22 protein-coding genes are annotated in these 23,279 nt (G+C 74.3%); 8 read left to right on the top strand and 14 right to left on the bottom strand.

Going from position 1 to position 23,279, the window contains the following annotated elements; all coding sequences use genetic code 11:
* Positions 1 to 1,284: a serine hydrolase domain-containing protein gene (locus tag ACFCLZ_RS31860; protein WP_380281347.1), complete on the bottom strand. Its 1,284-nt coding sequence runs from the start codon at positions 1,282 to 1,284 to the stop codon at positions 1 to 3.
* Here ACFCLZ_RS31860 and ACFCLZ_RS31855 point away from each other — a divergent pair.
* From ACFCLZ_RS31855 to ACFCLZ_RS31840, 4 genes are all read left to right on the top strand, one after another.
* The gene (locus tag ACFCLZ_RS31855) at positions 1,283 to 1,828 is read left to right on the top strand and encodes an NUDIX hydrolase (protein ID WP_380281346.1); all 546 of its coding nucleotides are present in this window, start codon (positions 1,283 to 1,285) and stop codon (positions 1,826 to 1,828) included. The genes ACFCLZ_RS31860 and ACFCLZ_RS31855 overlap by 2 nt on opposite strands.
* 10 nt (positions 1,829 to 1,838) lie before the next feature.
* Complete coding sequence (locus tag ACFCLZ_RS31850; protein WP_380281345.1) at positions 1,839 to 2,708, top strand: TetR/AcrR family transcriptional regulator; 870 nt, start codon at positions 1,839 to 1,841, stop codon at positions 2,706 to 2,708.
* Between the two features lie 133 nt (positions 2,709 to 2,841).
* Positions 2,842 to 4,728, top strand: coding sequence for a hypothetical protein (locus ACFCLZ_RS31845; protein WP_380281344.1), 1,887 nt, complete (start codon positions 2,842 to 2,844; stop codon positions 4,726 to 4,728).
* Between the two features lie 299 nt (positions 4,729 to 5,027).
* Positions 5,028 to 7,319, top strand: a complete 2,292-nt coding sequence (locus tag ACFCLZ_RS31840; RefSeq protein ID WP_380281343.1) for a glycosyl hydrolase family 18 protein — start codon at positions 5,028 to 5,030, stop codon at positions 7,317 to 7,319.
* Positions 7,320 to 7,352: 33 nt separating this feature from the next.
* Here ACFCLZ_RS31840 and ACFCLZ_RS31835 read toward each other — a convergent pair whose 3' ends face one another.
* The 11 genes from ACFCLZ_RS31835 to ACFCLZ_RS31785 form a co-directional block, all read right to left on the bottom strand.
* Positions 7,353 to 8,060, bottom strand: a complete 708-nt coding sequence (locus ACFCLZ_RS31835; RefSeq protein WP_380281342.1) for a spermidine synthase — start codon at positions 8,058 to 8,060, stop codon at positions 7,353 to 7,355.
* A gap of 124 nt (positions 8,061 to 8,184) precedes the next feature.
* A complete protein-coding gene (locus tag ACFCLZ_RS31830; RefSeq protein ID WP_380281341.1) occupies positions 8,185 to 9,243 on the bottom strand; it encodes a YeiH family protein in 1,059 nt (352 codons plus the stop codon).
* Between the two features lie 7 nt (positions 9,244 to 9,250).
* A complete protein-coding gene (locus ACFCLZ_RS31825) occupies positions 9,251 to 9,817 on the bottom strand; it encodes a cysteine dioxygenase (RefSeq protein WP_380281340.1) in 567 nt (188 codons plus the stop codon).
* Positions 9,818 to 9,917: 100 nt separating this feature from the next.
* The gene (locus ACFCLZ_RS31820; RefSeq protein ID WP_380286351.1) at positions 9,918 to 10,823 is read right to left on the bottom strand and encodes a LysR family transcriptional regulator; all 906 of its coding nucleotides are present in this window, start codon (positions 10,821 to 10,823) and stop codon (positions 9,918 to 9,920) included.
* Between the two features lie 136 nt (positions 10,824 to 10,959).
* Entirely contained in the window at positions 10,960 to 11,829 is an 870-nt protein-coding gene (locus ACFCLZ_RS31815; RefSeq protein WP_380281339.1) for an amino acid ABC transporter permease, read from the bottom strand.
* Complete coding sequence (locus ACFCLZ_RS31810; protein WP_380281338.1) at positions 11,826 to 12,470, bottom strand: amino acid ABC transporter permease; 645 nt, start codon at positions 12,468 to 12,470, stop codon at positions 11,826 to 11,828. Before ACFCLZ_RS31810 ends, ACFCLZ_RS31815 begins: the two co-directional genes overlap by 4 nt.
* Before the next feature lie 14 nt (positions 12,471 to 12,484).
* On the bottom strand, positions 12,485 to 13,387 hold the full coding sequence (locus ACFCLZ_RS31805; protein WP_380286350.1) for a glutamate ABC transporter substrate-binding protein: 903 nt from the start codon (positions 13,385 to 13,387) through the stop codon (positions 12,485 to 12,487).
* Positions 13,388 to 13,406: 19 nt separating this feature from the next.
* On the bottom strand, positions 13,407 to 14,189 hold the full coding sequence (locus ACFCLZ_RS31800; RefSeq protein WP_380281337.1) for an amino acid ABC transporter ATP-binding protein: 783 nt from the start codon (positions 14,187 to 14,189) through the stop codon (positions 13,407 to 13,409).
* The gene (locus ACFCLZ_RS31795; protein WP_380281336.1) at positions 14,186 to 14,428 is read right to left on the bottom strand and encodes a LapA family protein; all 243 of its coding nucleotides are present in this window, start codon (positions 14,426 to 14,428) and stop codon (positions 14,186 to 14,188) included. Before ACFCLZ_RS31795 ends, ACFCLZ_RS31800 begins: the two co-directional genes overlap by 4 nt.
* A gap of 133 nt (positions 14,429 to 14,561) precedes the next feature.
* Complete coding sequence (locus ACFCLZ_RS31790) at positions 14,562 to 16,334, bottom strand: ABC transporter ATP-binding protein (protein WP_380281335.1); 1,773 nt, start codon at positions 16,332 to 16,334, stop codon at positions 14,562 to 14,564.
* Complete coding sequence (locus ACFCLZ_RS31785) at positions 16,331 to 18,160, bottom strand: ABC transporter transmembrane domain-containing protein (RefSeq protein WP_380281334.1); 1,830 nt, start codon at positions 18,158 to 18,160, stop codon at positions 16,331 to 16,333. Before ACFCLZ_RS31785 ends, ACFCLZ_RS31790 begins: the two co-directional genes overlap by 4 nt.
* A 271-nt stretch (positions 18,161 to 18,431) precedes the next feature.
* Here ACFCLZ_RS31785 and ACFCLZ_RS31780 point away from each other — a divergent pair, with 271 nt between their 5' ends.
* The gene (locus ACFCLZ_RS31780; protein WP_380281333.1) at positions 18,432 to 19,295 is read left to right on the top strand and encodes an aldo/keto reductase; all 864 of its coding nucleotides are present in this window, start codon (positions 18,432 to 18,434) and stop codon (positions 19,293 to 19,295) included.
* Between the two features lie 204 nt (positions 19,296 to 19,499).
* Here ACFCLZ_RS31780 and ACFCLZ_RS31775 read toward each other — a convergent pair whose 3' ends face one another.
* Positions 19,500 to 20,366: a MarR family winged helix-turn-helix transcriptional regulator gene (locus ACFCLZ_RS31775; RefSeq protein WP_380281332.1), complete on the bottom strand. Its 867-nt coding sequence runs from the start codon at positions 20,364 to 20,366 to the stop codon at positions 19,500 to 19,502.
* Between the two features lie 550 nt (positions 20,367 to 20,916).
* Here ACFCLZ_RS31775 and ACFCLZ_RS31770 point away from each other — a divergent pair.
* Together ACFCLZ_RS31770 and ACFCLZ_RS31765 are read left to right on the top strand one after the other, a co-directional pair.
* Positions 20,917 to 21,684, top strand: a complete 768-nt coding sequence (locus ACFCLZ_RS31770) for an SDR family oxidoreductase (RefSeq protein ID WP_380281331.1) — start codon at positions 20,917 to 20,919, stop codon at positions 21,682 to 21,684.
* Positions 21,685 to 21,916: 232 nt separating this feature from the next.
* Complete coding sequence (locus tag ACFCLZ_RS31765; RefSeq protein ID WP_380281330.1) at positions 21,917 to 22,708, top strand: phosphatase PAP2 family protein; 792 nt, start codon at positions 21,917 to 21,919, stop codon at positions 22,706 to 22,708.
* Here ACFCLZ_RS31765 and ACFCLZ_RS31760 read toward each other — a convergent pair.
* Positions 22,659 to 22,847 carry an I78 family peptidase inhibitor gene (locus ACFCLZ_RS31760; RefSeq protein WP_320440731.1) on the bottom strand — a complete coding sequence of 63 codons (189 nt, stop codon included), beginning with the start codon at positions 22,845 to 22,847 and terminating at the stop codon, positions 22,659 to 22,661. The two genes, ACFCLZ_RS31765 and ACFCLZ_RS31760, sit on opposite strands and share 50 nt — an antisense overlap.
* Positions 22,848 to 22,963: 116 nt before the next feature.
* On the opposite strand from ACFCLZ_RS31760, the gene ACFCLZ_RS31755 reads away from it, so the two are divergent.
* A complete protein-coding gene (locus tag ACFCLZ_RS31755) occupies positions 22,964 to 23,236 on the top strand; it encodes a DUF6343 family protein (protein WP_380281329.1) in 273 nt (90 codons plus the stop codon).
* Positions 23,237 to 23,279: the final 43 nt, after the last annotated feature.

Raw genomic sequence — 23,279 nt, 5'->3', positions numbered from 1 at the left:
TCAGGACACCCCGAGGCACTCCCGCGCCGCCCCGATCAGCGTGCGGGAGCGGATGTCCCCGGTGACCCCGGGCTGCATGCCGTTGGTGACGTAGCCGAACCCGATCCCGAGCTGCGGGTCGGCGAAGCCCAGCGAGCCGCCCCGCCCCGGGTGGCCGAAGCTCGCCGGCGAGGCCATCGGCGCGGTCGGGCTGTGCCGGAAGAAGCCCAGTCCGAACGTCGAGTTGACGATCAGCACCCGGTCCGGGCCGCTGACCACCGGCCCGACCGCGCGGGCCAGCACCTCGGGCCCGAGCAGCGGCGGCAGCGTCCCGCCGCCGCTGCCGTGCCGGTCCACCGCGCCGATCAGCGCCGCGTAGAACCGGGCCACCGAGCGCGCCGTGCCGATCCCGCCCGCGCCGGGGATCTCGGCGGCCTGCACCGCCGGGTCGTTCAGGTCCACCCCGGGCCGCACCGAGGCGAACGCCCGGGCGGTCAGCGAGGCCGGGTTCCGGTACGCCTCCCGCACCGACTGCTTGGCCCGCAGCCGCAGCCCGCTCGGGCCGGTCCGGGCGGCGGGCGGCGCGGGCAGGTCGACCAGCCGGCCGACCCGGGGCTCGGCGCCGGCCGGCAGGCCGATCCACAGGTCGAGGCCGAGCGGCCGGGCGATCTCCTCGGCGAAGTACCGGCCGACGGTGCGTCCGCTCACCCGGCGCACCACCTCGCCGACCAGCCAGCCGAAGGTGTACGGGTGGTAGCCGTGCGCCGTGCCGGGCTCCCAGGCCGGCGCCTGGGCGGCCACCGCGGCCGCCGCCCGCTCCCAGGTGAGCACGTCCTCCAGCCGCAGCGGCACGTCCAGGGCGGGCACCCCGGCCTGGTGCGACAGCAGCCAGCGCACCGGCACACCGCCCTTGCCGGCCGCCCCGAACTCCGGCCAGTACGCGACCACCGGGGCGTCCAGGTCGAGCTCCCCGCGCTCGGCGAGCAGCAGCGCGGTGGCCGCGGTCAGCCCCTTGGTGACCGAGCGCAGCACCTGCGCGGTGTCCGCCGTCCACGGCACCGCCGGCGCGGGCCGCCCGCCGACCTCGGGCCGGGCGTCGCCGCCCCACAGGTCCACCACCTTGCGGCCGCGCACGTACAGCGCGAACGCCGCGCCGAGTTCCCCGTACTCGCGGAAGTTGCGCGCGAAGGCCTCCCGCACCGGCTCGAAGCCCCCGGCCGTCTCGCCCCAGATCTCCACCACCGCGCGCCGTTCCCGTCGTTCGTCCGCCCATGGATCGCCCGGAAACCCTAACCTGTCGGTCATGACCGAGCCTGCGCAGACCGATCCCGCCGATCCCGCCGACGAACTGCTGGACGTCGTCGACGAGCACGACCGGGTGATCGGCACCGCGCCGCGCGGGGAGGTGTACCGGCGCGGGCTGCTCCACCGGTGCGTCTTCGTCCTGGTCCGCGACCCGGCCGGGCGGATCTTCGTGCACCGGCGCACCGACACCAAGCTCTTCGCCCCCGGCGCGCACGACATGTTCGTCGGCGGCGTGGTGGGCGCCGGCGAGACCTACGAGCAGGCCGCCGTCCGCGAGGCCGAGGAGGAACTGGGCGTCACCGGCATCGCCCCGCGCCCGCTGCTGCGCTTCCTGTTCCGCGGCGAGGGCCTCGCCTGGTGGTCCGACGTCCACGAGGCCGACTGGGACGGCCCGGTCGCCCCGCAGGAGTCCGAGGTGGCCTGGCACGCCTGGCTCACCCCGGCCGAACTGGCCGCCCGCCTGGACCGCGACGTGTTCGTCCCCGACGGCCGCGAGGCCTACCGCCGCTACCTGGAGCACCACCGGGCCCGACCGGGCGGATAGGGTGGCGCGCATGGCACCCCGCACGCCGTCGGCCCCCTCCCCCGCCTCCGTGCCCGCGGGCGGCGACCGTCCGGAGCCCGCCGGGCGGCCGCGCCGGCGGCTCAGCGTGGACGAGCGGCGCGAGCAGCTGATCGCCGTGGCGCTGGAGCTGTTCAGCCACCGCCCGCCGGAGGAGGTGTCGATCGACGACATCGCCGCCGCCGCGGGCGCCTCCCGGCCGCTGGTCTACCACTACTTCCCGGGCAAGCAGGCGATCTACGAGGAGTCGCTGCGCCGGGCCGGCCGGGAGCTGTCGGCGCGGTTCGAGGAGCCGGCCGAGGGACCGCTCTCCGAGCGCCTGTACCGGGTGATGGGCCGCTACCTGGACTTCGTGCAGAGCCACGGCCCCGGCTTCGCGGCGCTGCTGCGCGGCGGTTCGGTGACGGCCAGCACCAACACCTCGGCGGTGATCGACGAGGTCCGGAAGGCCGCGCACGACCAGATCCTCGGCCACCTGGCGCTGCCCTCGCCCAGCCCGGGGCTGCGGCTGGCCGTCCGGGCCTGGATCGCCAACGCCGAGATCACCTCGCTGGAGTGGCTGGCCGACCGCTCGGTGCCGCTGGAGGACCTGCAGCTGCACCTGGTGCAGGAGTTCGTGGCGGCGCTCACCCTGACCGCCGCCCGGGAGCCCGCGCTGGCCGCCGAGCTGGCCGGCTTCTTCGCCGACGAGCGACCGGACGGCCCGACCGGGCGGCTGGTGCACGACCTGGCGGGCCTGCTGGCCGTCCCGGGCCTGGCGGGCGCCCTCACCGCCCTGGCCGCCGGCGCCGGACCCACCGAGCCCGGCCCCACCAAGCCCAGCCCCGCGGGGCCCGGCCCCGCCGAGCAGGCCGCCGGCTGACGCCGGACGGCCGGTTCTGCCGCGTCGGCGGCCTCTGATAGGAATGTGCACGGATCTGACGGCCCGCCGGTCACCCCCGGGCCGGGGTCCACGGACCACGAACGCACAGCGAGCGGAGCGGGGGGCTCAACAGTTGACCCAGGACGGCCAGTTCAGCACGGAGGCCAGCCCCTTCGCGGCCGCGGAGCGGGTCTCCGCGACGCTCGGCAGCCTCACCGACGCCCTCTTCGGCGCGCGGACCTCGCGCCACCCCGCGGCCGCGCTGACCGCCCTGCGGGCCGCCGCGCACCCGGCCGCCGACGCCCTGTTCCACCTGCCGCTGGCGCCCAACGGCCCGGTGCACACCGCCGTCGACCGGCTCGGCACCGTGGTCACCGCCGGCACCGCCCGCCCGGGCACCGGCGCCGCGCTCGCCCCGCTGGTGACCGGCGCGCTGCTGGCCCGCTACGGCGCCGCCGGGCCGGTCCGCGGCGCGGCGGGGGGATCCGCCGAGGCGCTCACCGCCGAGTCCTTCGAGCTGCCGGTGACCGGCGAGCCCGCCGACCCCAAGCTCCGCCCCCCGTTCGCCGCTCCGCTGGCCGCCCTGGCCGGCGGGCAGCAGACCCGCCGGCCGGTCGAACTGCCCACCGGCGCGGGCGCCGAGGTCCGCCTGGTCGTCCCGCCCGGCTTCCACACCCTCACCGCGCCGGACGGCCCGCCCGGGGTCTCCGCCCGGACCGTGCGCACCGGCCCGGTGGACGGCATCCCGGCCGGCCACGCAGTCGCCCCGGCCACCGGCGCGGCCGCCGCCGCGCTGACCGCGCACCTGGCCGAGACCGCCGAGGAGCTGTTCAGCGGCGCCGTCGCCGGCGAGCGCCGCGACTTCGCGCTGATCGCCGCCGCCCTGGCGGACACCGTCACCGCCGCCGGCGCCGTCTACGCCGGCGTCGGCGCCTTCCACCTGGACGGCCGGCCGACCGAGGCGACCCTGGTCGTCTCGCTGGCCCGCCACCCGCTGCCGATCACCGGGCTCGCCACCGAACTGGCCACCGTGCGGCGCCACGCCGAGGTCTGGACGGTGCTGCTGCCCGCCGGGCCGGCCGCCGTCCTGGTCGAGGCCCGCAGCGTCCCGGTGCCGGGCCCGCTGGCCGCCGACGGGGGGCGCCGCTGGGCGGTCACCTCGGTGGTGGAGGCGTTCGTCCCGCTGCCGGACGGCGTCTCGGTGCTCTGCGTGCAGCTGACCACCGCCCAGCCGCAGGACTGGGAGCTGTACACGGACGTCTTCGCCGAGCTGCTGAAGAGCGTGCAGTTCGGCTGGGACGGCGTGCCCGCCACCCCGCTCGCCCCGGCGCCCGTCGCCGTACCCGCCCCGGCCGCGCCCCCGGCTCCCCCGGCGCCCGCCCCGGCTCCGGCTCCGGCTCCGGCTCCGGCGCCCGAGGAGGACGCCACGCCGGTCCGCATCCCGCCGGCCGACTTCAACCCCTTCGCCCCGGTCGCCGACCCGACCCCGGCCCAGCCGATCCTGGTGCCGGACGACGCCGCGCGGCCGCCCGCCCCGCCCAAGGGCACGCCGGTCATGGTCCCGCCGCCGGACTTCGACCCCTTCGGCATCCTCGGCACCCCGGCCGCCGAACCGGCCGCCCCGGAGGCCCCCGGGACCCCGGGGCCGTCCAAGGGCACGCCGGTGACGGTTCCTCCGCCGGACTTCGACCCCTTCGGCATCCTGGGGACCCCGGCCGCCGAACCGCAGCCCACCGCCCCGCAGCCCGCGACCGCCCCGGCGGCCGACCCGTTCGGCACGGTGACCGCCGCGGACCGGCCCGGCGACCCGTTCGGCACCACCGTCCCGGCCCCCCGGCCGGCGGCCGTCCCGCCACCGCCCAGCACCCCGCCGGCCGCCCCCGCCACCGGCCCGGGCCCCGCCAAGGGCACCCCGGTGATGGTCCCGCCGCCGGACTTCGACCCCTTCGCCCCGCAGCCCGACGCCGCCCCGGCCCCGCCGCCGCCCGCCGCCGCTCCGGAGCGGGACCCCTTCGGCTGATCCCACACCGCCGCACCCCGGCCGCCGCAGCGCGAACGCCCTGACGATTCCCGTCGTCAGGGCGTTCGCCGTCCGCCCCGCGATCATGTCCACGATCGACAAGTGGTACAGACCTATTGCCAGTTCACCCGTCCGCTCCCTACTCTCGGCTCAGGATCCTCCGTGGCACCCCGACGGCCCGAGGACCGGTTCCGCGCCGCCCCCATGGCCCGGAGCACGCTGCTCCACGCACCTGACACCTCCCCACGGGTTACGGGGCGTCCGGGCCTGCCCGGGACCCCAGGACAGGAGCCACATCCATGCGCAGACGTCGGATCAGCCTGCCGCTCATCGCGGCCGGGACCCTGCTCGTTCCCCTGCTCGGCGCAGCCCTCCCCGCCACCCTGGCCCACGCCGCCGCCGACGCGGCCGCGCAGGCCGCCGCCGGGTCGGTGACCGCGACCCTCACCAAGGGCAGCGACTGGGGCAGCGGCTACGAGGGCAGCTACACCATCACCAACGGCTCCAGCGCCCCGGTCAACGGCTGGACGCTGGAGTTCGACCTGCCCACCGGCAACACCGTCGCGGGCCTGTGGAACGCCTCGTACACCGCCGCGGCCTCCCACATCACGGTGAAGAACCCCGGCTGGGCCTCGACCCTGCCGGCCGGCGGCACCTACAACGTCGGCTTCAACATCGCCTACTCGGGCGCCTACCAGCCCCTGGCGAACTGCAAGCTGAACGGCAAGCCGTGCGACGGCAGCGGCGACGACCTGACCCCGCCGACCGTCCCGGGCGCCCTGACGTCCGGCGCCGTCACCCAGACCACGGCCGCCCTCTCCTGGACGGCGAGCACCGACAACGTCGGCGTCACCGGGTACGACGTCTTCAAGGACGGCACCAAGGTGGCCACCACCGACGGCGCCACCACCGCCGTCACCGTGCAGGGCCTGACCGGCGGCACCACCTACCAGTTCACCGTCCAGGCCTTCGACGCGGCGGGCAACCGCTCGGCGGCGGCCGGCCCGGTGAGCGTCACCACCCCGCCGCCGATCGACGACAAGGAGGCGCCGACCACGCCGGGCACCCCGGCGGTCACCGGCTCGGACTCCAGCTCGGTCTCGCTGAGCTGGACGCCCAGCACCGACAACGTCGGCGTCACCGCCTACGACATCACCGCGAGCAACGGCGTGGTCACCACGGTCACCAGCCCCTCCGGCACCGTCGGCGGCCTCGCCCCGGACACCGAGTACACCTTCACCGTCAAGGCCCGCGACGCGGCCGGCAACGTCTCGCCGGTCTCCGGCGCGGTGACCGCCCGCACCAAGAAGGGCGGCACCGGCGGCGCGCTGAAGATCGGCTACTTCACCCAGTGGAGCATCTACGCCCGCGGCTACAGCGTGAAGCAGCTCGACACCTCGGGCTCGGCCGGCCGGCTCTCGGTGATCAACTACGCCTTCGCCAACATCCACCCGAGCACCAAGCAGTGCTTCATCACCAACAAGGCGGCCGGGCCGGACAACGACCCGAACGCGGGCGACGGCGCCGGTGACGCCTGGGCCGACTTCGGCAGGGGCTGGGACGCCGGCACCTCGGTGGCCGGCACCACCGACACCTGGGACCAGAACCTGGCGGGCAACTTCAACCAGCTGAAGCAGCTCAAGGCCAAGTACCCCAACCTCAAGGTCCAGATCTCGCTGGGCGGTTGGTCGTACAGCAAGTACTTCTCCGACGCGGCGGCCACCGACGCCTCCCGCAAGGCGCTGGTCAGCTCCTGCATCGACATGTACATCAAGGGCAACCTGCCGGTGATCGACGGCCGCGGCGGCGCGGGCAGCGCGGCGGGCATCTTCGACGGCATCGACCTCGACTGGGAGTGGCCGAACTCCGACGGGCACACCGGGAACATCTTCCGGCCCGCCGACAAGGCCAACTACACCCTGCTGGCCCAGGAGTTCCGCCGCCAGCTGGACGCCCTCGGCGCCACCACCAACAAGCACTACACGCTGAGCGCCTTCCTCCCGGCCGACCCGGCGAAGGTCACCGCGGGCATCGACATCCCGGGCCTGTTCGGCGCCTTCGACTTCGCCACCATCCAGGGCTACGACTACCACGGCGGCTGGGAGATGGTCACCAACCAGCAGTCCGGCATCAAGGTCGCCGCCGGCGACCCGAACCCGCCGGCCCGCCAGTTCAGCTCCGAGGCCGCGATCGGCGCCTACGTGAACGGCGGCGCCCCGAAGAGCAAGCTCACGCTGGGCATCCCGTTCTACGGGCGCGGCTGGACGGGCGTGCCGCGCGGCACCACCAACGGCCTCTTCCAGACCGCGACGGGCCCCGGCCCGGGCACCTACGAGGCGGGCTTCGAGGACTACAAGAAGCTCAAGGAGATGGCCACCAGCGGCGGTTACACCATCTACCGCGACCCGGTGGCCGGCCATGCCTACATCTACAACGGGACCGTCTTCTACACCTACGACGACCCGACCGAGATCGCCCGCAAGACCGCCTGGATCAAGTCCCAGGGGCTGGCCGGCGCGATGGTCTGGGCCTTCGACGGTGACACGCCGAACGGCGAGCTGATGGCCGCGGTGGACAACGGCCTGAAGTAGCCCCGTCCCGCCACCACCTGGCCCGTCACGCGCTCACCGCGCGCGGCGGGCCAGGTGCACGACGTCCGGAACGCCCCGGGCCACCGCGACCTCACGGGTCGCCACGTCCGTGAAGCCGCCCGCCCGCAGCGCCTCCTCGAAGGCCGCGGACGGCCGCGCGCTCCACACCGCCAGCACCCCGCCCGGCTCCAGCCGGCGCCGGAGCAGCGCCAGCCCGTCCGCGCCGTACAGCCCGGCGTTGGCGTCGGTGACCGTCCAGTCCGGGCCGTTGTCGACGTCCAGGCAGAGCGCGTGGTAGCGGGCGCCGCCGTCCCCGGCCAGGTGCTCCAGCAGGTCGGTGTGCAGCACCTCGACCCGGGGGTCGTCCAGCGCGCCGGCCGAGAAGGCCGCCAGCGGGCCGCCCCGGTGCCAGTCGATGACCGCGCTCTCGCGCTCCACCACGGCGATCCGCCCCCAGCGCGGCTCGGCCGCCGCGTGGGCCAGCGAGAAGCCGACGCCGAGCCCGCCGATCAGCACCGCGGGCTCCGCCACCGGCCCGGTGCGGTCCATTTCGTCCAGCGCCGCCGTGACCAGCAGCCGCTCGGAGCGCCCGTCGACGGTGTCCATCAGGAAGCAGCCGTTGGCGATGATCTCGTAGTGTCCGCCGCGGCGGCGCAGCACCACCTCCCCGAACGGGCCCTCGCGCCGGTCGAGCGTGACGACGGCCGCGGAGCCGTCCCGTTCGGGCAGTGCGGTCGACATGCGGCGTTCCTCTACGGTGCTCGGGGACACGGGTGCACGGGCCGGTTCGCGGTCGGGCCCCTCGGGCCCGCGAACCGGACCATCCGCCCGACAATAGCCCCGACCACCGCACAACGCCCCCCGTTTACGTGGTGGCCAGCACCCCGGCGTAGGAGACGCCCGCGACCACCACCCAGGAGCCCAGCCCGAGCAGGGCGAGCCGGCCTCCGGTGCGCACCACGGTCGGCAGATGGACGGCGCTGCCGAGCCCGAACAGCGCGGCGGCGAGCAGCAGTTCCTGGGCGTCCCCGGCGAGGGCGAGGGCCCGTTCGGGCAGCACCCCGGTGGTGCGCAGCGCGATCATGGCCAGGAACCCGGCGACGAACAGCGGCACCAGCGGCGGCCGCTTGCCGGTCGCCGGCTCGGTGCCGGCGCGCCGGTGCGAGCGCCGGACGGCCACCGCGACCCCGGCGACCAGCGGCGCGAGCAGGACCACCCGCATCAGCTTGACCAGCACCGCCTCGCGCAGCGCGCCCGCCCCGCCGCTCTGCGCGGTGGCGACCACCTGCCCGACGTCGTGGACGCCGGCGCCGACCCAGCGCCCGAAGCCGCTCGCGTCCAGGCCGAGCGGGTGCTGGAGCAGCGGCAGCACGACGATGGCCAGGGTGCCGCAGAGGGTCACCAGGGCGACGGAGGCGGCGACGTCCTCCTCCTCGCTGCCGGCGGCCTGGCTGACCGCGCCGATCGCCGAGGCGCCGCAGATCGAGTAGCCGGTGGCGACCAGCAGCGGCTGGTCGCCGGGCAGGCCGAGCCGGCGTCCGAGCCACAGGGTGCCGGCGAAGGTGGCGGTGACCACCGCGAGCACCATGGCGACGGTCGCCCAGCCGAGGCCGAGCACATCGTCCAGGCCGAGTTTGAGGCCGAGCAGCACGATGCCCACGCGCATCAGCCGCTTGCCGGCGGTGGAGAGCCCGGGCCGGGCGACACCGCGGACCACCGGCCGCAGGCCGGGCAGGTGGGCGGCGGCGACGCCGAGCAGCACGGCGGCGGTGAGCTTGGGCACGGCGGGGACGGCCTGGTGGACGGCGATCGCGGCGGCGACGCCGAGCGCGGCGAGCAGCAGGCCGGGGGCGTCCCCGCCGAGCGGGGGCAGGACGCGGGTGCGCGACGGGCGGACCGCGCGGTCCCGGAGGGTCAGGGCCATCCGGGGCTCAGCGCTGTTCGCCGGCGGGCAGCCGGTAGACGCGCCGGATGCTGGTGCCGAGCCGGGAGACGTCGGCGCCGTACACGTGTACGGAGATGGCGGTGGTGCCGCAGGCGTTGCGCACCCGGTGGATGTCCCCGGGCGGGGCGAAGGCGGCGACGGTGCCGACCGGGCCGACCACGTGCTCGGTCTCGACGAGGTGGGCGGCGCGCCCGTCGGAGACCAGCCGGTAGCGGGTCTCGCTCTCCTGGCCCTGGTGGACGCCGGCCACGCACCAGGAGACGTGGTCGTGGATCGGGGTGTACTGGCCGGGCAGCCAGACCAGGGCGACGACGGAGAAGGAGCCGTCGCTCTCGGCGTGCAGGACGTGCTGGCGGTAGCGCTCCGGGTCGCCCTCGCGCTGGTCCGCGGTGAGCAGTTCGGCGTCGCCGAGGTGCGGGGCGAGCCGTTCGCCGACCAGGTAGGCGGTGAGTTCGGGTGGCAGGCCGCGGTCCACGACCGCGCGGATCTCGCCGACGAGTGCGGTCATGCGCTCGGTGAGCCGGCCGCGGCCGACCGTGGCTGACGTTGTCATGCCAGCAGGTTCGCCGCCGCCGACCCATCACGTCCAAGGAGGGTTCCTTCGCTCTCCCCCCATCACCGCTTATCGATGCGCGCGCGAGGAGCGGCGCCGCTCAGCAGCCCACCCGCGCCGCGGCGGCCTGCCGCAGGTGGTCCAGGACGAGCGCGGTCGCCGGGATCCGCCGGTGCTCGCGGAGCACGTACGCGCTGACCTCGCGCCGCAGGTGCGGTTCGACGGCCCGGCCGGTGACCTTGCGGTGGCACATGAAGGAGAGCACCAGGGCGGGCATCAGCGCGATCCCGACCCCGGCGGCGACCAGGCTCTGCACGGCGAGGTTGTCGTCGGTGGAGAACACGATGTCCGGGGCGAAGCCCTGCTCGGCGCAGACCTGCAGCAGGTTGGCCCGGCAGCGCGGACAGCCGGCGATCCAGCGCTCGCGGTCGAGGTCGGCCAGCCGGACGGCGTGCCGGCGCCCGAGCGGGTGGCCGACCGGCAGCAGCACCGTCAGCAGGTCCTCCATCAGCGGGATCTCGTCCAGCTCCGCCGGCACCTCGGCGGGCGCTCCCGGATAGCGGAAGGCCAGCGCGATGTCGCACTCCCCGCGCAGCAGCCGCTGCACCGAGTCCGGCGGCTCGGCCTCCAGGAGCTCGACCCGCACGCCGGGGTGCTCGGCGAGCAGCCGGGCCATCGCCTCCGGTATCAGGGTCGCGTTGGCGCTGGGGAAGGCGCAGACCCGGACGCGTCCGGCGCGCAGCCGGCCCAGCGCGGCGAGCTGCTGCTGGGCGGCGGAGAGGCTGTCGAGGATCTGCTCGGCGTGCCGGGCCAGTGCCTCGCCGGCCTCGGTGAGCCGCAGCCCGCGCCCGGCCCGGGTGAACAGCGGCAGGCCGACGGTGCGCTCCAGGGCCTTCATCTGCTGGGTGATGGCGGGCTGGGTGTAGCCGAGTTCGCGGGCGGCCGCCGAGTAGGAGCCGGCCCGGACGACCTCGTGGAAGGTCCTGATGTGCCGTGAGTCGAACACCGGCTCCATATGTCCCTCCGCCCGGCCGTCGTGTCGCTGCCCGGCAATCATAAGCAGAGTTTGGAGGTATCGATCCAGACCTCGGCTGCACCTATGGTTTACCGCTGAACCGCCCGACCCCGTCCGCCCCGCCCGCTCAGGGCCGGGCGGACGGCGGCAGGCCCATCGACACCTCGGCCGGCGCCACCGGGGCCCCGCCGCGCGCGCTCGGGCTGCGCCGGCTGCGCCGCTCGACCCAGTGGGCGAACCAGGAGAGCAGCAGACACATCCCGATGTAGACCGGCGCGATCACCATCACCACCGGGATGAACGGCAGGTCGTAGTCCAGGTTGGTGGCGATCAGCTTGCCGGCGTGCAGGAACTCCTCGTAGGTGATCAGGAAGCCCAGCGAGGTGTCCTTGAGCGCCACCACCAGCTGGCTGATGATCGCCGGCAGCATCGCCCGCGCGGCCTGCGGCACCAGCACGTACGCCATCACCTGGTACTTGCGCAGGCCGAGCGCGAAGGCGGCCTCCCGCTGGCCCTTGAGCACCGCCAGCACGCCGGCCCGGAACACCTCGGCGAGCACCGAGCCGTTGTAGAACACCAGCCCGGCCACCAGCGCCCACAGCGGGGCGACCTTGAGGGCGACGAAGATGAAGAAGATCATCACCAGCACCGGCATGGCCCGGAAGAACTCCACCACCAGGGTGGACAGCGCGCGCACCACCCGGTGGTCGGAGAGCCGCCCGACCGCGAACAGCGCGCCGAACGGCAGGGCGAACAGCACCGTCCAGCCGAAGGCCTTGAGGGTGTTGGCGAGCCCGCGCAGCAACAGGTCCTGGACGCCCTCGTACTGGAAGGCCGTCCACTTGGCCGCGGTGAACTGGTGGGTGTGGAAGAGCATGTAGACGATCCAGCCGATCAGCGCGGCGATCGCCAGCAGCGCGATGCCGCCGTACAGCCGGTGCCGGGCCAGCGCCTTCGGGCCGGGGATGTCGTAGAGCGCCGAGGATTCCACCGTCATCGCGACACCGCCAGTCGTCGTTCCAGCAGGTTGAACACGGCGCTGATGGCCAGGGTGATGATCAGGTAGCCGACGGCGATCCAGACGAAGGTCCAGACGATGCTGTAACCCAGCTCGTTGATGGTCCGGTAGGTGCCGAGCAGTTCGGTGACGCTGAACGAGCCGGCGATCGCCGTGTTCTTCGCCAGGGCGATCATCACACTGCCGATCGGGGCCACCACCGAGCGGTACGCCTGCGGCAGCACCACCAGCCCCATCGTCTGGCCGAAGGTCATGCCCAGGCTGCGCGCCGCCTCGCCCTGCCCGACCGGCACGGTGTTGACGCCCGAGCGCATCGCCTCGCAGACGAACGCGGAGGTGTAGCAGCCGAGCGCGAGCACCGCGAAGGTGAAGAACGGCAGGGTGATGTCGAACCGCGGCAGGCCCAGCACGACGATGAAGAACAGCAGGGTCAGCGGAGTGTTGCGCAGCAGGGTCACCCACACGGTGCCGAACACCCGCAGCGGCCGCACCGGTGAGACCCGGAAGCTCGCCATCAGCACCCCGAGCACCAGCGCCAGCACGGCGCTCACCGCGAACAGCTCGAGGGTGCCGAGGAAGCCATGCCAGTAGGTCGACCAGTTGTCGGTCAGCGTTTTCACAGCCCGGCCCCTCCTCAGTACCGGTCGATCGGCGGCGGGGCGGGCGCCGGCTCCCCGGACAGACCGAGGGTCGCGTCGAACGCCTTCCTCCAGTCGCCGTTCTGCTCGTGGTGCGCCAGCGCGTCGTTGAGGGCGGCGCGCAGCACGGTGTCGTTCTTCGGCGTGCCGATCCCGTACGGCTCCTGGGAGAACAGCGGCCCGACCACCTTGAGCTCGTCGGGCACCTTGGCCGCGTAGCCCAGGAGGATGGTGTTGTCCGTGGTGACGGCGTCCACCTGGGAGGTGATCAGGTTGTCCACGCAGGCCGAGTAGGTGTCGTAGCCGATCAGCTTCGCCTTCGGGTACTGCTTCTGGATCCGCTGGTACGGCGTGGAGCCGGCCGCCGAGCAGACCTTCCTGCCGTCCAGGTCCTCGGGGCCGTTGATGTCCTTGTTGTTCCTGCGCACCAGCAGCGACTGCCCGGCCAGGAAGTACGGCCCGGCGAAGCCGACCAGCTTCTTGCGGTTGTCGTTGATGGTGTAGGTGCCGACGTAGTAGTCGACCTGGCCGTTCTGCAGCGCGGTCTCGCGGTTGGCGGAGGCGATGGTCTTGAACTCGATCCGGTCCGGGCCGAACCCGAGGTCGGCGGCGACCATCTTGGCGATCTCGATGTCGAAGCCGGAGTACTCGCCGGTGGCCGGGTTCTTCTGGCCCAGGTAGGGCTGGTCCTCCTTGGCGCCGACCACCAGGTGCCCGCGCCCGCGGGCGGCGTCCAGGGTCGGCGAGCCGCTCACCGGGGTGCCGGTCGCCACCTGGTAGCTGGGCAGCGCGCTGGGCTGCGGCCCCTTGGGCGGCGGGGTGCCCGCCTTGCCGCAGCCGGACAGCAGCAGGGCCGGCAGCACCGCCGGCAGCACGGCCGCGGCCGCCAGGGTCACGATCCTCTTCACGGGCCCGGCCTCAGTGCTTCAGGATCTTGGAGAGGAAGTCCCGGGCGCGCTCGCTCTCCGGGGCACCGAAGAAGTCCTCCGGGGCGCGGTCCTCGACGATCCGTCCGTCGGCCATGAAGACCACCCGGTTGGCGGAGGCGCGGGCGAACCCCATCTCATGGGTCACCACGACCATCGTCATGCCCTCGTGCGCCAGTCGGCGCATCACGTCCAGCACCTCGTTGATCATCTCGGGGTCGAGCGCCGAGGTCGGCTCGTCGAACAGCAGCGCCTTGGGGTCCATCGCCAGTGCCCGGGCGATCGCCACCCGCTGCTGCTGGCCGCCGGAGAGCTGCGCCGGGTACTTGTCCGCCTGCGAGGCCAGCCCGACCCGCTCCAGCAGTGCCCGGGACTTGGCGTCGGCCTCCGCCCGGCCCCGCCCGCGCACCTTCATCTGCGCCAGCGAGACGTTCTGCAGCACGGTCTTGTGCGCGAACAGGTTGAAGGACTGGAACACCATCCCGACCTCGGCACGTAACCGCGCCAGCCCCTTGCCCTCCTCGGGCAGGGGCCGGCCGTCGATCACGATGGAGCCCGACTCGACCGGCTCCAGCCGGTTGATGGCCCGGCAGAGCGTGGACTTCCCGGAGCCGGAGGGGCCGATCACCACCACGACCTCGCCCCGGCCAACGGTCAGCTCGATGTCCTGCAGGACGTGCAGCGTCCCGAAGTGCTTGTTGACGCCGTGCAGCTCGATCAGCGGGGTGAAGCCGCCGGGCCCGGGCGCGGCGGGCGGCTCGGCGGCGGCGCTCACTTCCCGCGCCGTCCCTTCAGCAGCCACCCGAGCGCCACGCCGGCGAGCAGGGTGGCCAGCAGGGCGATCCAGAGCGGAGCGGTCACGGTGAACACCCAGAACTGGATCTTCACCTTGTCGAGGTTGGCGAACAGGAACCACACCGCGAGGACGACGATGACGCCGATCCCGATGTAGCGGGTGGGAATCCCGCCGATCTCACTGCGCTTGGCACCGGAGGAGTCCGAAATCTTGGTCACCCGAGCATTCTGAGGGTGCTTGGGGGAATTTGCCCGTATACGCGGCCGGGAGGAGCCCGCGCGGCGCGATCTCGCCCCGCGCGGGCCACCCCCCGTCACCCTCCGTCAGCGGCCGGCGGGCCGGCGGCCGGCATCAGCGTTCGTCGCGCCAGGAGCGCCAGAGCGCCGCGTACGGACCGCCGGCCGCCACCAGCTCCGGGTGGCTGCCGTACTCGCTGATCCGCCCGTCCTCGACCACCGCGATCACGTCCGCGTCGTGCGCGGTGTGCAACCGGTGCGCGATGGCGATCACCGTCCGGCCCTCCAGCACCCGGGAGAGCGAACGCTCCAGGTGCCGCGCGGCCCGCGGGTCCAGCAGCGAGGTGGCCTCGTCCAGCACCAGGGTGTGCGGATCGGCCAGCACCAGCCGGGCCAGCGCCACCTGCTGGGCCTGCGGCGGCGTCAGCGCGGTGCCGCCGGAGCCGACCTCGGTGTCCAGCCCGGCCGACAGCGCGTCCACCCACGCCCCGGCGTCCACCGCGTCCAGCGCCCGGCGCAGCTCGGCGTCGTCGGCGCCCGGCGCGGCCAGCCGCAGGTTGTCGCGCAGCGTCCCGACGAAGACGTGGTGCTCCTGGTTGACCAGCGCGACCTCGGCGCGCACCCGCTCGGCCGGCATCCGCGACAGCGCCGCCCCGCCGAGGGTCACGCTGCCCCGGCCGGGCGCGTAGATCCCGGCCAGCAGCCGGCCCAGGGTGGACTTGCCCGCGCCGGACGGCCCGACCAGCGCGACCCGGCTGCCGGGGGCGACGTCCAAGCTGATGCCGTGCAGTACGTCGGCGCCCTCCCGGTAGCCGAAGCGCACGTCGCGCGCCTCGACCCGGCGCCCGCTCGGGCGGACCTCGTCGTCGCCCGGTGCCCGCGGCACCTCCTGGACGCCGACCAGCCGGGCCAGCGAGGCCTGGCCGATCTGCAGCTCGTCGTACCAGCGCAGGAGCAGGTCGGCGGGCGCCGCCAGTGCCTGGGCGTACAGCACCCCGGTGGTCAGCTGGCCCACGGTGATCCAGCCCCGGAGCGCGAACAGCCCGCCCAGCACCAGCGGGCCGAGCACGGCCAGCGTGTACGTCGCGTCGATGGTCGGGAACCAGGCCGAGCGCAGCCAGAGCGTGTACCGCTCCCAGGCGATCCACTCCGTCAGCTTGCGGTCGGTCAGCCGGATCCGCTGCTCGCCCAGCCGCAGCGCCTCGACCGTCCGCCCCGCGTCGACCGTCTCGGCCAGGACGGAGTTCACCGCCGCGTACCCCGCCGACTCGTTGCGGTAGGACTGCGGGGCGCGCCGGAAGTACCAGCGGGAGGAGACCAGCAGCACCGGCAGGCCGATCAGCGAGGAGAGCGCCAGCAGCGGCGAGGTGACCACCAGTGCCCCGAGCACCAGCAGCAGCGAGACGATCGCCACCGCCAGCTCCGGCACCGCCTGGCGCACCGACTTGTCCAGCCGGTCGATGTCGGTGGTGCCCCGGGAGACCAGGTCCCCCGTACCGGCCCGCTCCAGGACCCCGGTGGGCAGCGCCACCGAACGGACCAGGAAGTCCTCCCGCAGGTCGGCCAGCACCCGTTCACCGAGCACCGCGCCGCGCAGCCGCGACCACCAGGTGAACGCGGACTGCGCCGCCAGCGCGAGCAGGTACCAGGCCACGGCGACCGCGAGGGTGGACCCGGCGGTTCCGGCGGTCAGTGACTCGACGAGCGTGCCGAGCACCCAGGGGCCGACCAGCCCGGTCACCGTGGCCACCGAGTGCAGGGCGACCACGGCCGAGAAGGCTCCCCGGTGGCGCCGGGCCAGCAGTCGCACGTACGCGCGCACGGCGGCGGGCGAGCCGACCGGCAGGGTGGTGGCCGGCCGCTGTTCCTGGTGGGCGGGGGGCTTCATGCGTCGCTCCTCGACTCGCTCCGGTGGTCGCCCGTCGGGGCGGGGACGGCCCGCTCGGCCGCTCCGCCGTCGGCGCCCGGCTCCTCGGCGCGGGTGACCACCACCCGGTAGGCCGGCTCTTCGCGCATCAGCTCGCGGTGGACGCCGGCCACCGCCGCCCGGCCGCCGCGGATCAGCACCACCCGGTCCGCCCGGTCGAGCAGCAGCGGACTGGTGGCGAAGACCACCGTGGTGCGCCCCTCGCGGTTCTTCCGCAACCCGGCGGCGATCCGGGACTCGGTGTGCGCGTCGACCGCGCTGGTCGGCTCGTCCAGCACGAGCACCGGCGGGTCGGCCAGCAGCGACCGGGCCAGCGCCAGCCGCTGCCGCTGACCGCCGGACAGCGACCGCCCCCGCTCGGTGATCTCCGCCGCCATCACCTCGGCCGAGGCCCCGGGCGAACCGTCCGCCAGCGCGTCGAGCACGTCCTGCGCGCGGGCCGCGGCGAGCGCCTCCCACGGATCGACCCGGCCGGAGGCCGGAACGTCGAACAGCGCCGCCAGGGTGCCGGACAGCAGCACCGGCTCCTTGTCGTGCACCAGCACCGCGGCCCGTGCCTCGGCCAGCGGGACGGCGTCCAGCTCGGTGCCGCCGAGGCGGACGGACGGCTGCGCCGGCCCCTCCTCGCCCGGCGGGACGTGCCCGCCGAGCCGTTCGGCGAGCGCGCCGGCGAAGTCCGGGTCGCCGCAGACCACCGCGGTCAGCTCACCGGCCCGGGCGGTCAGCCCGGTGACCGGGTCGAACAGGTCGGAGCGGGCCGGGTCGGCGAGCCCGGCGTCCCCGGCGCCCTCCGTGCGGGCCAGCGAGAGCACCCGGACGGCGCGCGCGGCGGAGACCTTGGCCACGCTCCGGGCGTGCGCCGCCTCGCCGAGGATCCGCAGCGGCGCGGCGAGGAACGCGGTCGCGCCGTAGACCGCGACCAGGGTGCCCACCGAGATCCGCCCGTCGGCCGCCAGCCGGACGCCGTACCAGGTGACGCCGACCACGAAGAGGCCGGGCAGCAGCACCTGCTGGGCCTGCATCAGGGAGCGGATCCGGGCCGAGCGGACGGCCGCCGCGCGGACCTTCTGCGAGGCGGCCCGGTAGCGGTCGAGGAAGAGCTCCTCGCCACCGATCCCGCGCAGCACCCGGAGCCCGGCCACCGTGTCGGCGGCCAGCTCGGTGGCCTTGCCGCCGAGGGCGCGCTGCTCGCCGTAGCGGCGCTCCAACGGCGCGAGCAGCGGCCAGACCGAGGCGGCGAGCACGGGCACCCCGAGCAGCACGGCCAGACCGAGCGCCGGCTCGACGACGAGCACGGCGGCGCTGGTCGCCAGCCAGACGGCGACCGCGCCGCGCAGCCGGGCGACGAGTTCGACGTACCAGCCGATCTTCTCGACGTCCCCGCTGCCGACCGCGACGATCTCGCCGGTGGCGATCCGCCGCGACAGCCCGGCGCCGAGGTGGGAGGCCTGGCGGGACACCAGCTGACGGACCTGGGTGACGGCGTGGATCCAGTTCCAGACCGACTGGCGGTGCAGCAGCACGGTACCGAGCGCGGACACCGCGGCCAGCGCCAGGGCCAACGCGCCGGCCCGCCACAGGGCGCCGGAGTCCCCGTCGACGACGGCCTGGACGCCGAGGCCGACCGGCACCGGCAGCGCGGCCTGACAGCCCATCTCCAGCAGCGACCAGCAGGTGGCGAGCACCTGCCCGCGCCGCTGGTCGCGCTGGAGCCGGCGCAGGAAGGCGGACGGGGAGGAGAGTTCGGGCCGACCCGGATCGGCCAGGGGGAGGGTTTTGAGCAGCATGACGCTCCGTTGCGGGGCGGTGCGGGCGGAGGGAGCGGAGGGCGGCCGGTAGGGTCACGGCGGTGGGTTCGTCAGGAGGTCATGGCAGCGAGCCTGCCAACTCGAATGTGACCTGCGCAACAGGTTTTCCGGGCGCCCGGTCGGCGACGTAGGGTTGTGCATGCGCCGGTAGCGCGCGCCGGAAAATTTCCCGGACGGGGAACAGTTCCGGCCACCGCGCCGGTTGCCCCATCAGAACCCACAGGGACGACCAGGAGAGGGCACTCCTTCCGTGAGCAACATCCCCAGCGTCACGCTCAACGACGGCACCCGGATCCCCCAGCTCGGCTTCGGGGTCTGGCAGGTTCCGGACGCGGAGGCCACCGCCGCCGTCCGCACCGCGATCGAGGCCGGCTACCGCTCGATCGACACCGCCGCGATCTACGAGAACGAGTCCGGCACCGGCAAGGCGATCGCCGAGGCCCTGGCCGGCGGCGTGGCCCGCGAGGACCTCTACATCACCACCAAGCTGTGGAACTCCGGCACCCGCGACTGGTCCGGCGAGCAGGGCCGTGACGCCGTGCTGCGCGAGTTCGACGCCTCGCTGGACCGGCTGGGCCTGGAGTACCTCGACCTCTACCTCATCCACTGGCCCCGGCCCATGCACGGCAGCTACCTCAACGTCTGGAAGGCGATGGAGCAGCTGAAGGCCGACGGCCGGGTCCGCTCGGTCGGCGTCTCCAACTTCGGCACCGAGCAGCTCACCCGGATCGCCGGGGAGTCCTCGCTCCTCCCGGCGCTGAACCAGGTCGAGCTGCACCCGTACTTCCCGCAGGAGGAGCTGCGCGCCTTCCACGCGCGCCACGGCATCGCCACCGAGGCGTGGAGCCCGCTCGGCCAGGGCAAGGAGCTGCTCTCCGAGCCGGAGCTGGCCCGGATCGCCGGCAAGCACGGCCGCACCGTCGCCCAGGTGGTGCTCCGCTGGCACCTGCAGAGCGGCATCGTCGCGATCCCGAAGTCGGTCACCCCCGCGCGGATCAAGGAGAACCTGGACGTCGCCGGCTTCGAGCTGGACGCCGAGGACCTCGCCGCGATCGCCGGCATCGCCACCGGCACCCGGATCGGCCCGGACCCGCAGGACTTCGACTGGAACTGACCGCCCCGGCGGCTCCGGCCGCCCGACCGCGCGTCAACGGCGAAGGCCGCCCTCCCCGCTCGGGGGAGGGCGGCCTTCACCGCGTTGACCCGTGGAGACCGTCACCGGCCCGGGGTCGGCGGGCCCGGATCGACCGGCGGACGACTGGCGACCGACCGGCGGCCGACTGGTGAATCGTTTTGGCTGACAACCTCAGCGGTCCGGCTAGAGCCGGCCCGCCTTGGCGATCAGCGCGAGCGCGGCCTCGTGCTCCTCCTCCTCCAGCGGCGCCAGCAGCAGCTGCTGAACCCGGGCCACGCCCGCGGCCGAGCGGTGCAACAGGTCCTGTCCCGCCGGTGAGAGCGAGAGCAGGTTGCGCCGGCCGTCCGAGGGGTCGCGGCGCCGCTGGACCAGGCCGCGCCGGACCAGCCGGCTGACCATCTCGGCCATCGTGGCCTTGTCCAGCGAGGCCAGCTCGCCCACCGTGCGCTGGTCGGCGCCCGGCTCCAGTTCGAGGGCGTCGAGCACCGCGTACTGCGGCGCCGTCAGCTCCGAACCGACGTGCTCCGACCAGAGCTTGGTGTGCACCTGCTGGCTCACCCGGATCAGGTAGCCGATCGCCCGCTGGGCGTCCAGCATCGGCCGCGCGTCCGTGAGGACGGCGACCTGGGCCGGCTCCAGTCTGGCTATCTTGGCCATCACGCGGACGATCTCCAGCTGCTCCTCCGGAGTGAGCGGCTCGAAGAGCGTGCGCTGCACGCGGACCACTCCGCCGGTGGCCTCGCGGACAGCTTGGGCGCCGCTCTGCGAGAGAGCGAGCAACTTGCGCCGGCCGTCGGCCGGGTCTCGGCGCCGCAGCACCAGGCCGCGCCGGACCAGCCGGGCGACCATCTCGGCCATCGTGGCCTTGTCGAGCGAGGCACGCTCGCCCACCGTGCGCTGGTCGGCGCCCGGTTCGAGGGCGAGGACCAGCAGGACAGCGAACTGCGGAGCCGTGAGATCGGCTCCGACGTGTTCGGACCACAGACGGGTGTGGACCTGCTGTGCAACGCGGATGAGGTGTCCGGGCGACTGCTGCAGTCGCGCGGACACGCGGGTCGTCGGGATCTCCCCCAGCACCATGTATCCGTCCCGATGTCACACCCGGTGTGTGTGGGACACCCGGGTGGGGCAGTAACGGCGAGTGGGCGTCCCGCTGTTCGGGAGGGCGCTCCAGCCGTGCAGCCGGTGGCTGCTGGCGGACACTATACAAACGGCGGGCCCTCGCTGGCAGGCAGGGGCGGATAGTAGACGCAGGTTCGGCAACATTGGCATATTTACTCGCCGCGCCGACCCGCCGGTAACCCGTTCGCAGGAGAAAGCCGACCGGTCGGTCCTTACCCACGGTCACCTGCGTCTTCACCCTGGCCGCACCCCCTACCCGCCGGTAGGGTGTGGCCACCGGGGCGGAGCCGGCCTCCGGAGCGACCCGGTGGAACCCGAGTGCCCCCCGAGCGGTTCCTGGGAGTTCCCTGGATCCCCGACCGGCCCGCCGGCCGTCCGGCGGGCCGACTCCGGAGCGCGACCGGCGGCCTGCAACCCCTCGCCACCTGCAACTGACCTGCAACAACGCCCGATTGCCCCGAGAGAGACGAGACCGAGCATGACCGAGCAGACCACCGCCCCCCGGGTCGCCGTCGTCACCGGCGCCGCGCGCGGACTGGGCGCCGCCACCGCCGTGCGCCTGGCCGCCGACGGCTACGCCGTGGCCGTCCTCGACCTGGAGGAGTCGGCCGGCCGGGAGACCGTCGAACGGATCACCGCCGCCGGCGGCCGGGCGCTCGCCGTCGGCGCCGACGTCTCGGACGCCGGGCAGGTCCAGGCCGCCGTCGAGCGGATCGCCGGCGAGCTCGGCGCCCCGGTCGTGCTCGTCAACAACGCGGGCGTGCTCCGCGACAACCTGATCTTCAAGATGACCGAATCGGACTGGGACACGGTCATGAACGTGCACCTGCGCGGCGCGTTCCTGATGACCCGGGCGGTCCAGGCGTACATGGTGGACGCCGGTTTCGGACGCATCGTCAACCTGTCCTCCTCCTCCGCCCAGGGCAACCGCGGCCAGGCCAACTACGCGGCCGCCAAGGCCGGTCTGCAGGGCTTCACCAAGACCCTGGCCATCGAGCTCGGCAAGTTCGGCATCACCGCCAACGCGGTCGCCCCCGGCTTCATCGCCACCGACATGACCGCCGCCACCGCCGCCCGGGTCGGCATGGACTTCGAGGACTTCAAGGCCGCCGCCGCCACCCAGATCCCGGTCCAGCGGGTCGGCGTGCCGCAGGACGTGGCCCACGCCATCTCGTTCTTCGCCTCCGAGGGCGCCGGCTTCGTCTCCGGACAGGTGCTCTACGCGGCCGGCGGCCCCCTCGACTGAGCCACCGGACCTACACAGGGTTACCACGGGGTGGGAACCGGCGCGGCCGGTCTCCCGCCCCGTTCTTTTTGCCCGAACTTGGGAAAAAGCACACGAACCCCTTACGGACATTCGATCCGAAAACGGCATTGGATCGTCCTGAAACGGACTGGGCCCGATCGGAGAACGGCTTTGCCGGGGAATTCCGAATGCGGCCGAGAATCACGCTCTGTTGCTGGGTAGGGTCACCGCCGTGCAAGCGCCGAGTGAACTGCCGGGCCGCCCGGAGCACCTGACCACCCGCCGCGAGCGCCCGCGCCCCACCCCCGGCGAACCCGCCTGGCCGCCCCTCGGCCGCCGGCAGGCCGCCCTGCTGGGCCTGACCGCGCTCGGCTACCTGCTCGTGGTCGCCGCCGTCCTGCTGGACACCTCACTGGTCGACCTGGACTGGAAGATACGCCTGTACCGGCCCTACGAGCACTGGCCCGACCTGCAACCGCTGCTCGACGACTGGGTGGTGGCCGGGCAGCGCGGACCCTCCGCGCTCGCCGCGTTCGCCTGGCTCGGCTGGCGCGCCCGCCGGCTGGGCCGGATCCGGCCGCTGCTGGTGATGGGCGCCGCCCTGCTGCTGCTCAACCTCACGGTCGGCGGGGTCAAGATCGTCACCGGCCGGCTCGGCCCGCACTACGCCCACTACGTCGGCTCGCCCGAACTCTTCTCCGGCGGCACCATCTTCCCGTCCGGCCACACCGCGAACGCCGTGGTCACCTGGGGCGTGCTGGCCTACCTGGCGGTCCGCTGGCGCCGCACCGGCGCGCTCCTGGCGGGCGCCACCGCCTGGTCGGTCGGCCTCACCACCGTCTACCTGGGCACCCACTGGGTCACCGACGTACTGGCCGGCTGGGCCGCCGGCCTGCTGGTGCTGCTCTCGCTCCCACTGCTGGAGCCGCTGGTGGACGCCGCCGAACGCCGGCTCACCCGGCGCCGTGCGGCGGCTAGCCCTCCCAGCTGCGGACCACCACGCCGTCGCGCACCGCGAGGTTGAGCCGCCCCTCCCGGTGGTCCATGGTCATCGCGGCCCCCTGCGGCAGCACCCGCACCGAGGCCCAGCCGTGCCGGCGGGCCAGCTCCTCGGCCCGCTCGACCCGCAGCCCCGCGTAACCCTCCGCGTCCGTGTCCGTCATCGGCCCTCCCCGGCTCGCCCAGCGGACGTACGCTGGAATCGTAGACCGACCGCACGGATCCGGCCGGACGGACCCGCAGGACCGGGCGGGCCGGCAGGACCGGGAGGTGACCGCGGATGCCCGCCACCACCCCGCGCCGGTGGCGCAGCGGCTCCGAGCCCGCCACCGCCCGCAGCGACCTCAAGCTGCGCTACCTGCTCTCGCTGACCTTCACCCCGCTGTTCGCGCTGGCCACCGCGGCCTTCGCCTACTGGGCCGCGAACGCCCCCGCGTTCGGTGCGCCGAGCCGGGGCACCCTCACCGGCTTCGCCGTGGCCTGCGGGATCCTCACCCTGTTCGCCGTCGTCGATCTCGTCATCGTCGTCCGGCGCCGCCGGACCGAGCTCTGACGCGGTGTCTCCCGCGGGGTGGGAAGCCGGCCCCGGCCCCCAC

It is taken from the genome of Kitasatospora purpeofusca (assembly GCF_042691725.1).
In the GTDB taxonomy this organism is placed as follows: domain Bacteria; phylum Actinomycetota; class Actinomycetes; order Streptomycetales; family Streptomycetaceae; genus Kitasatospora; species Kitasatospora purpeofusca_B.
This window is presented reverse-complemented; position numbering and strand designations above follow the sequence as displayed.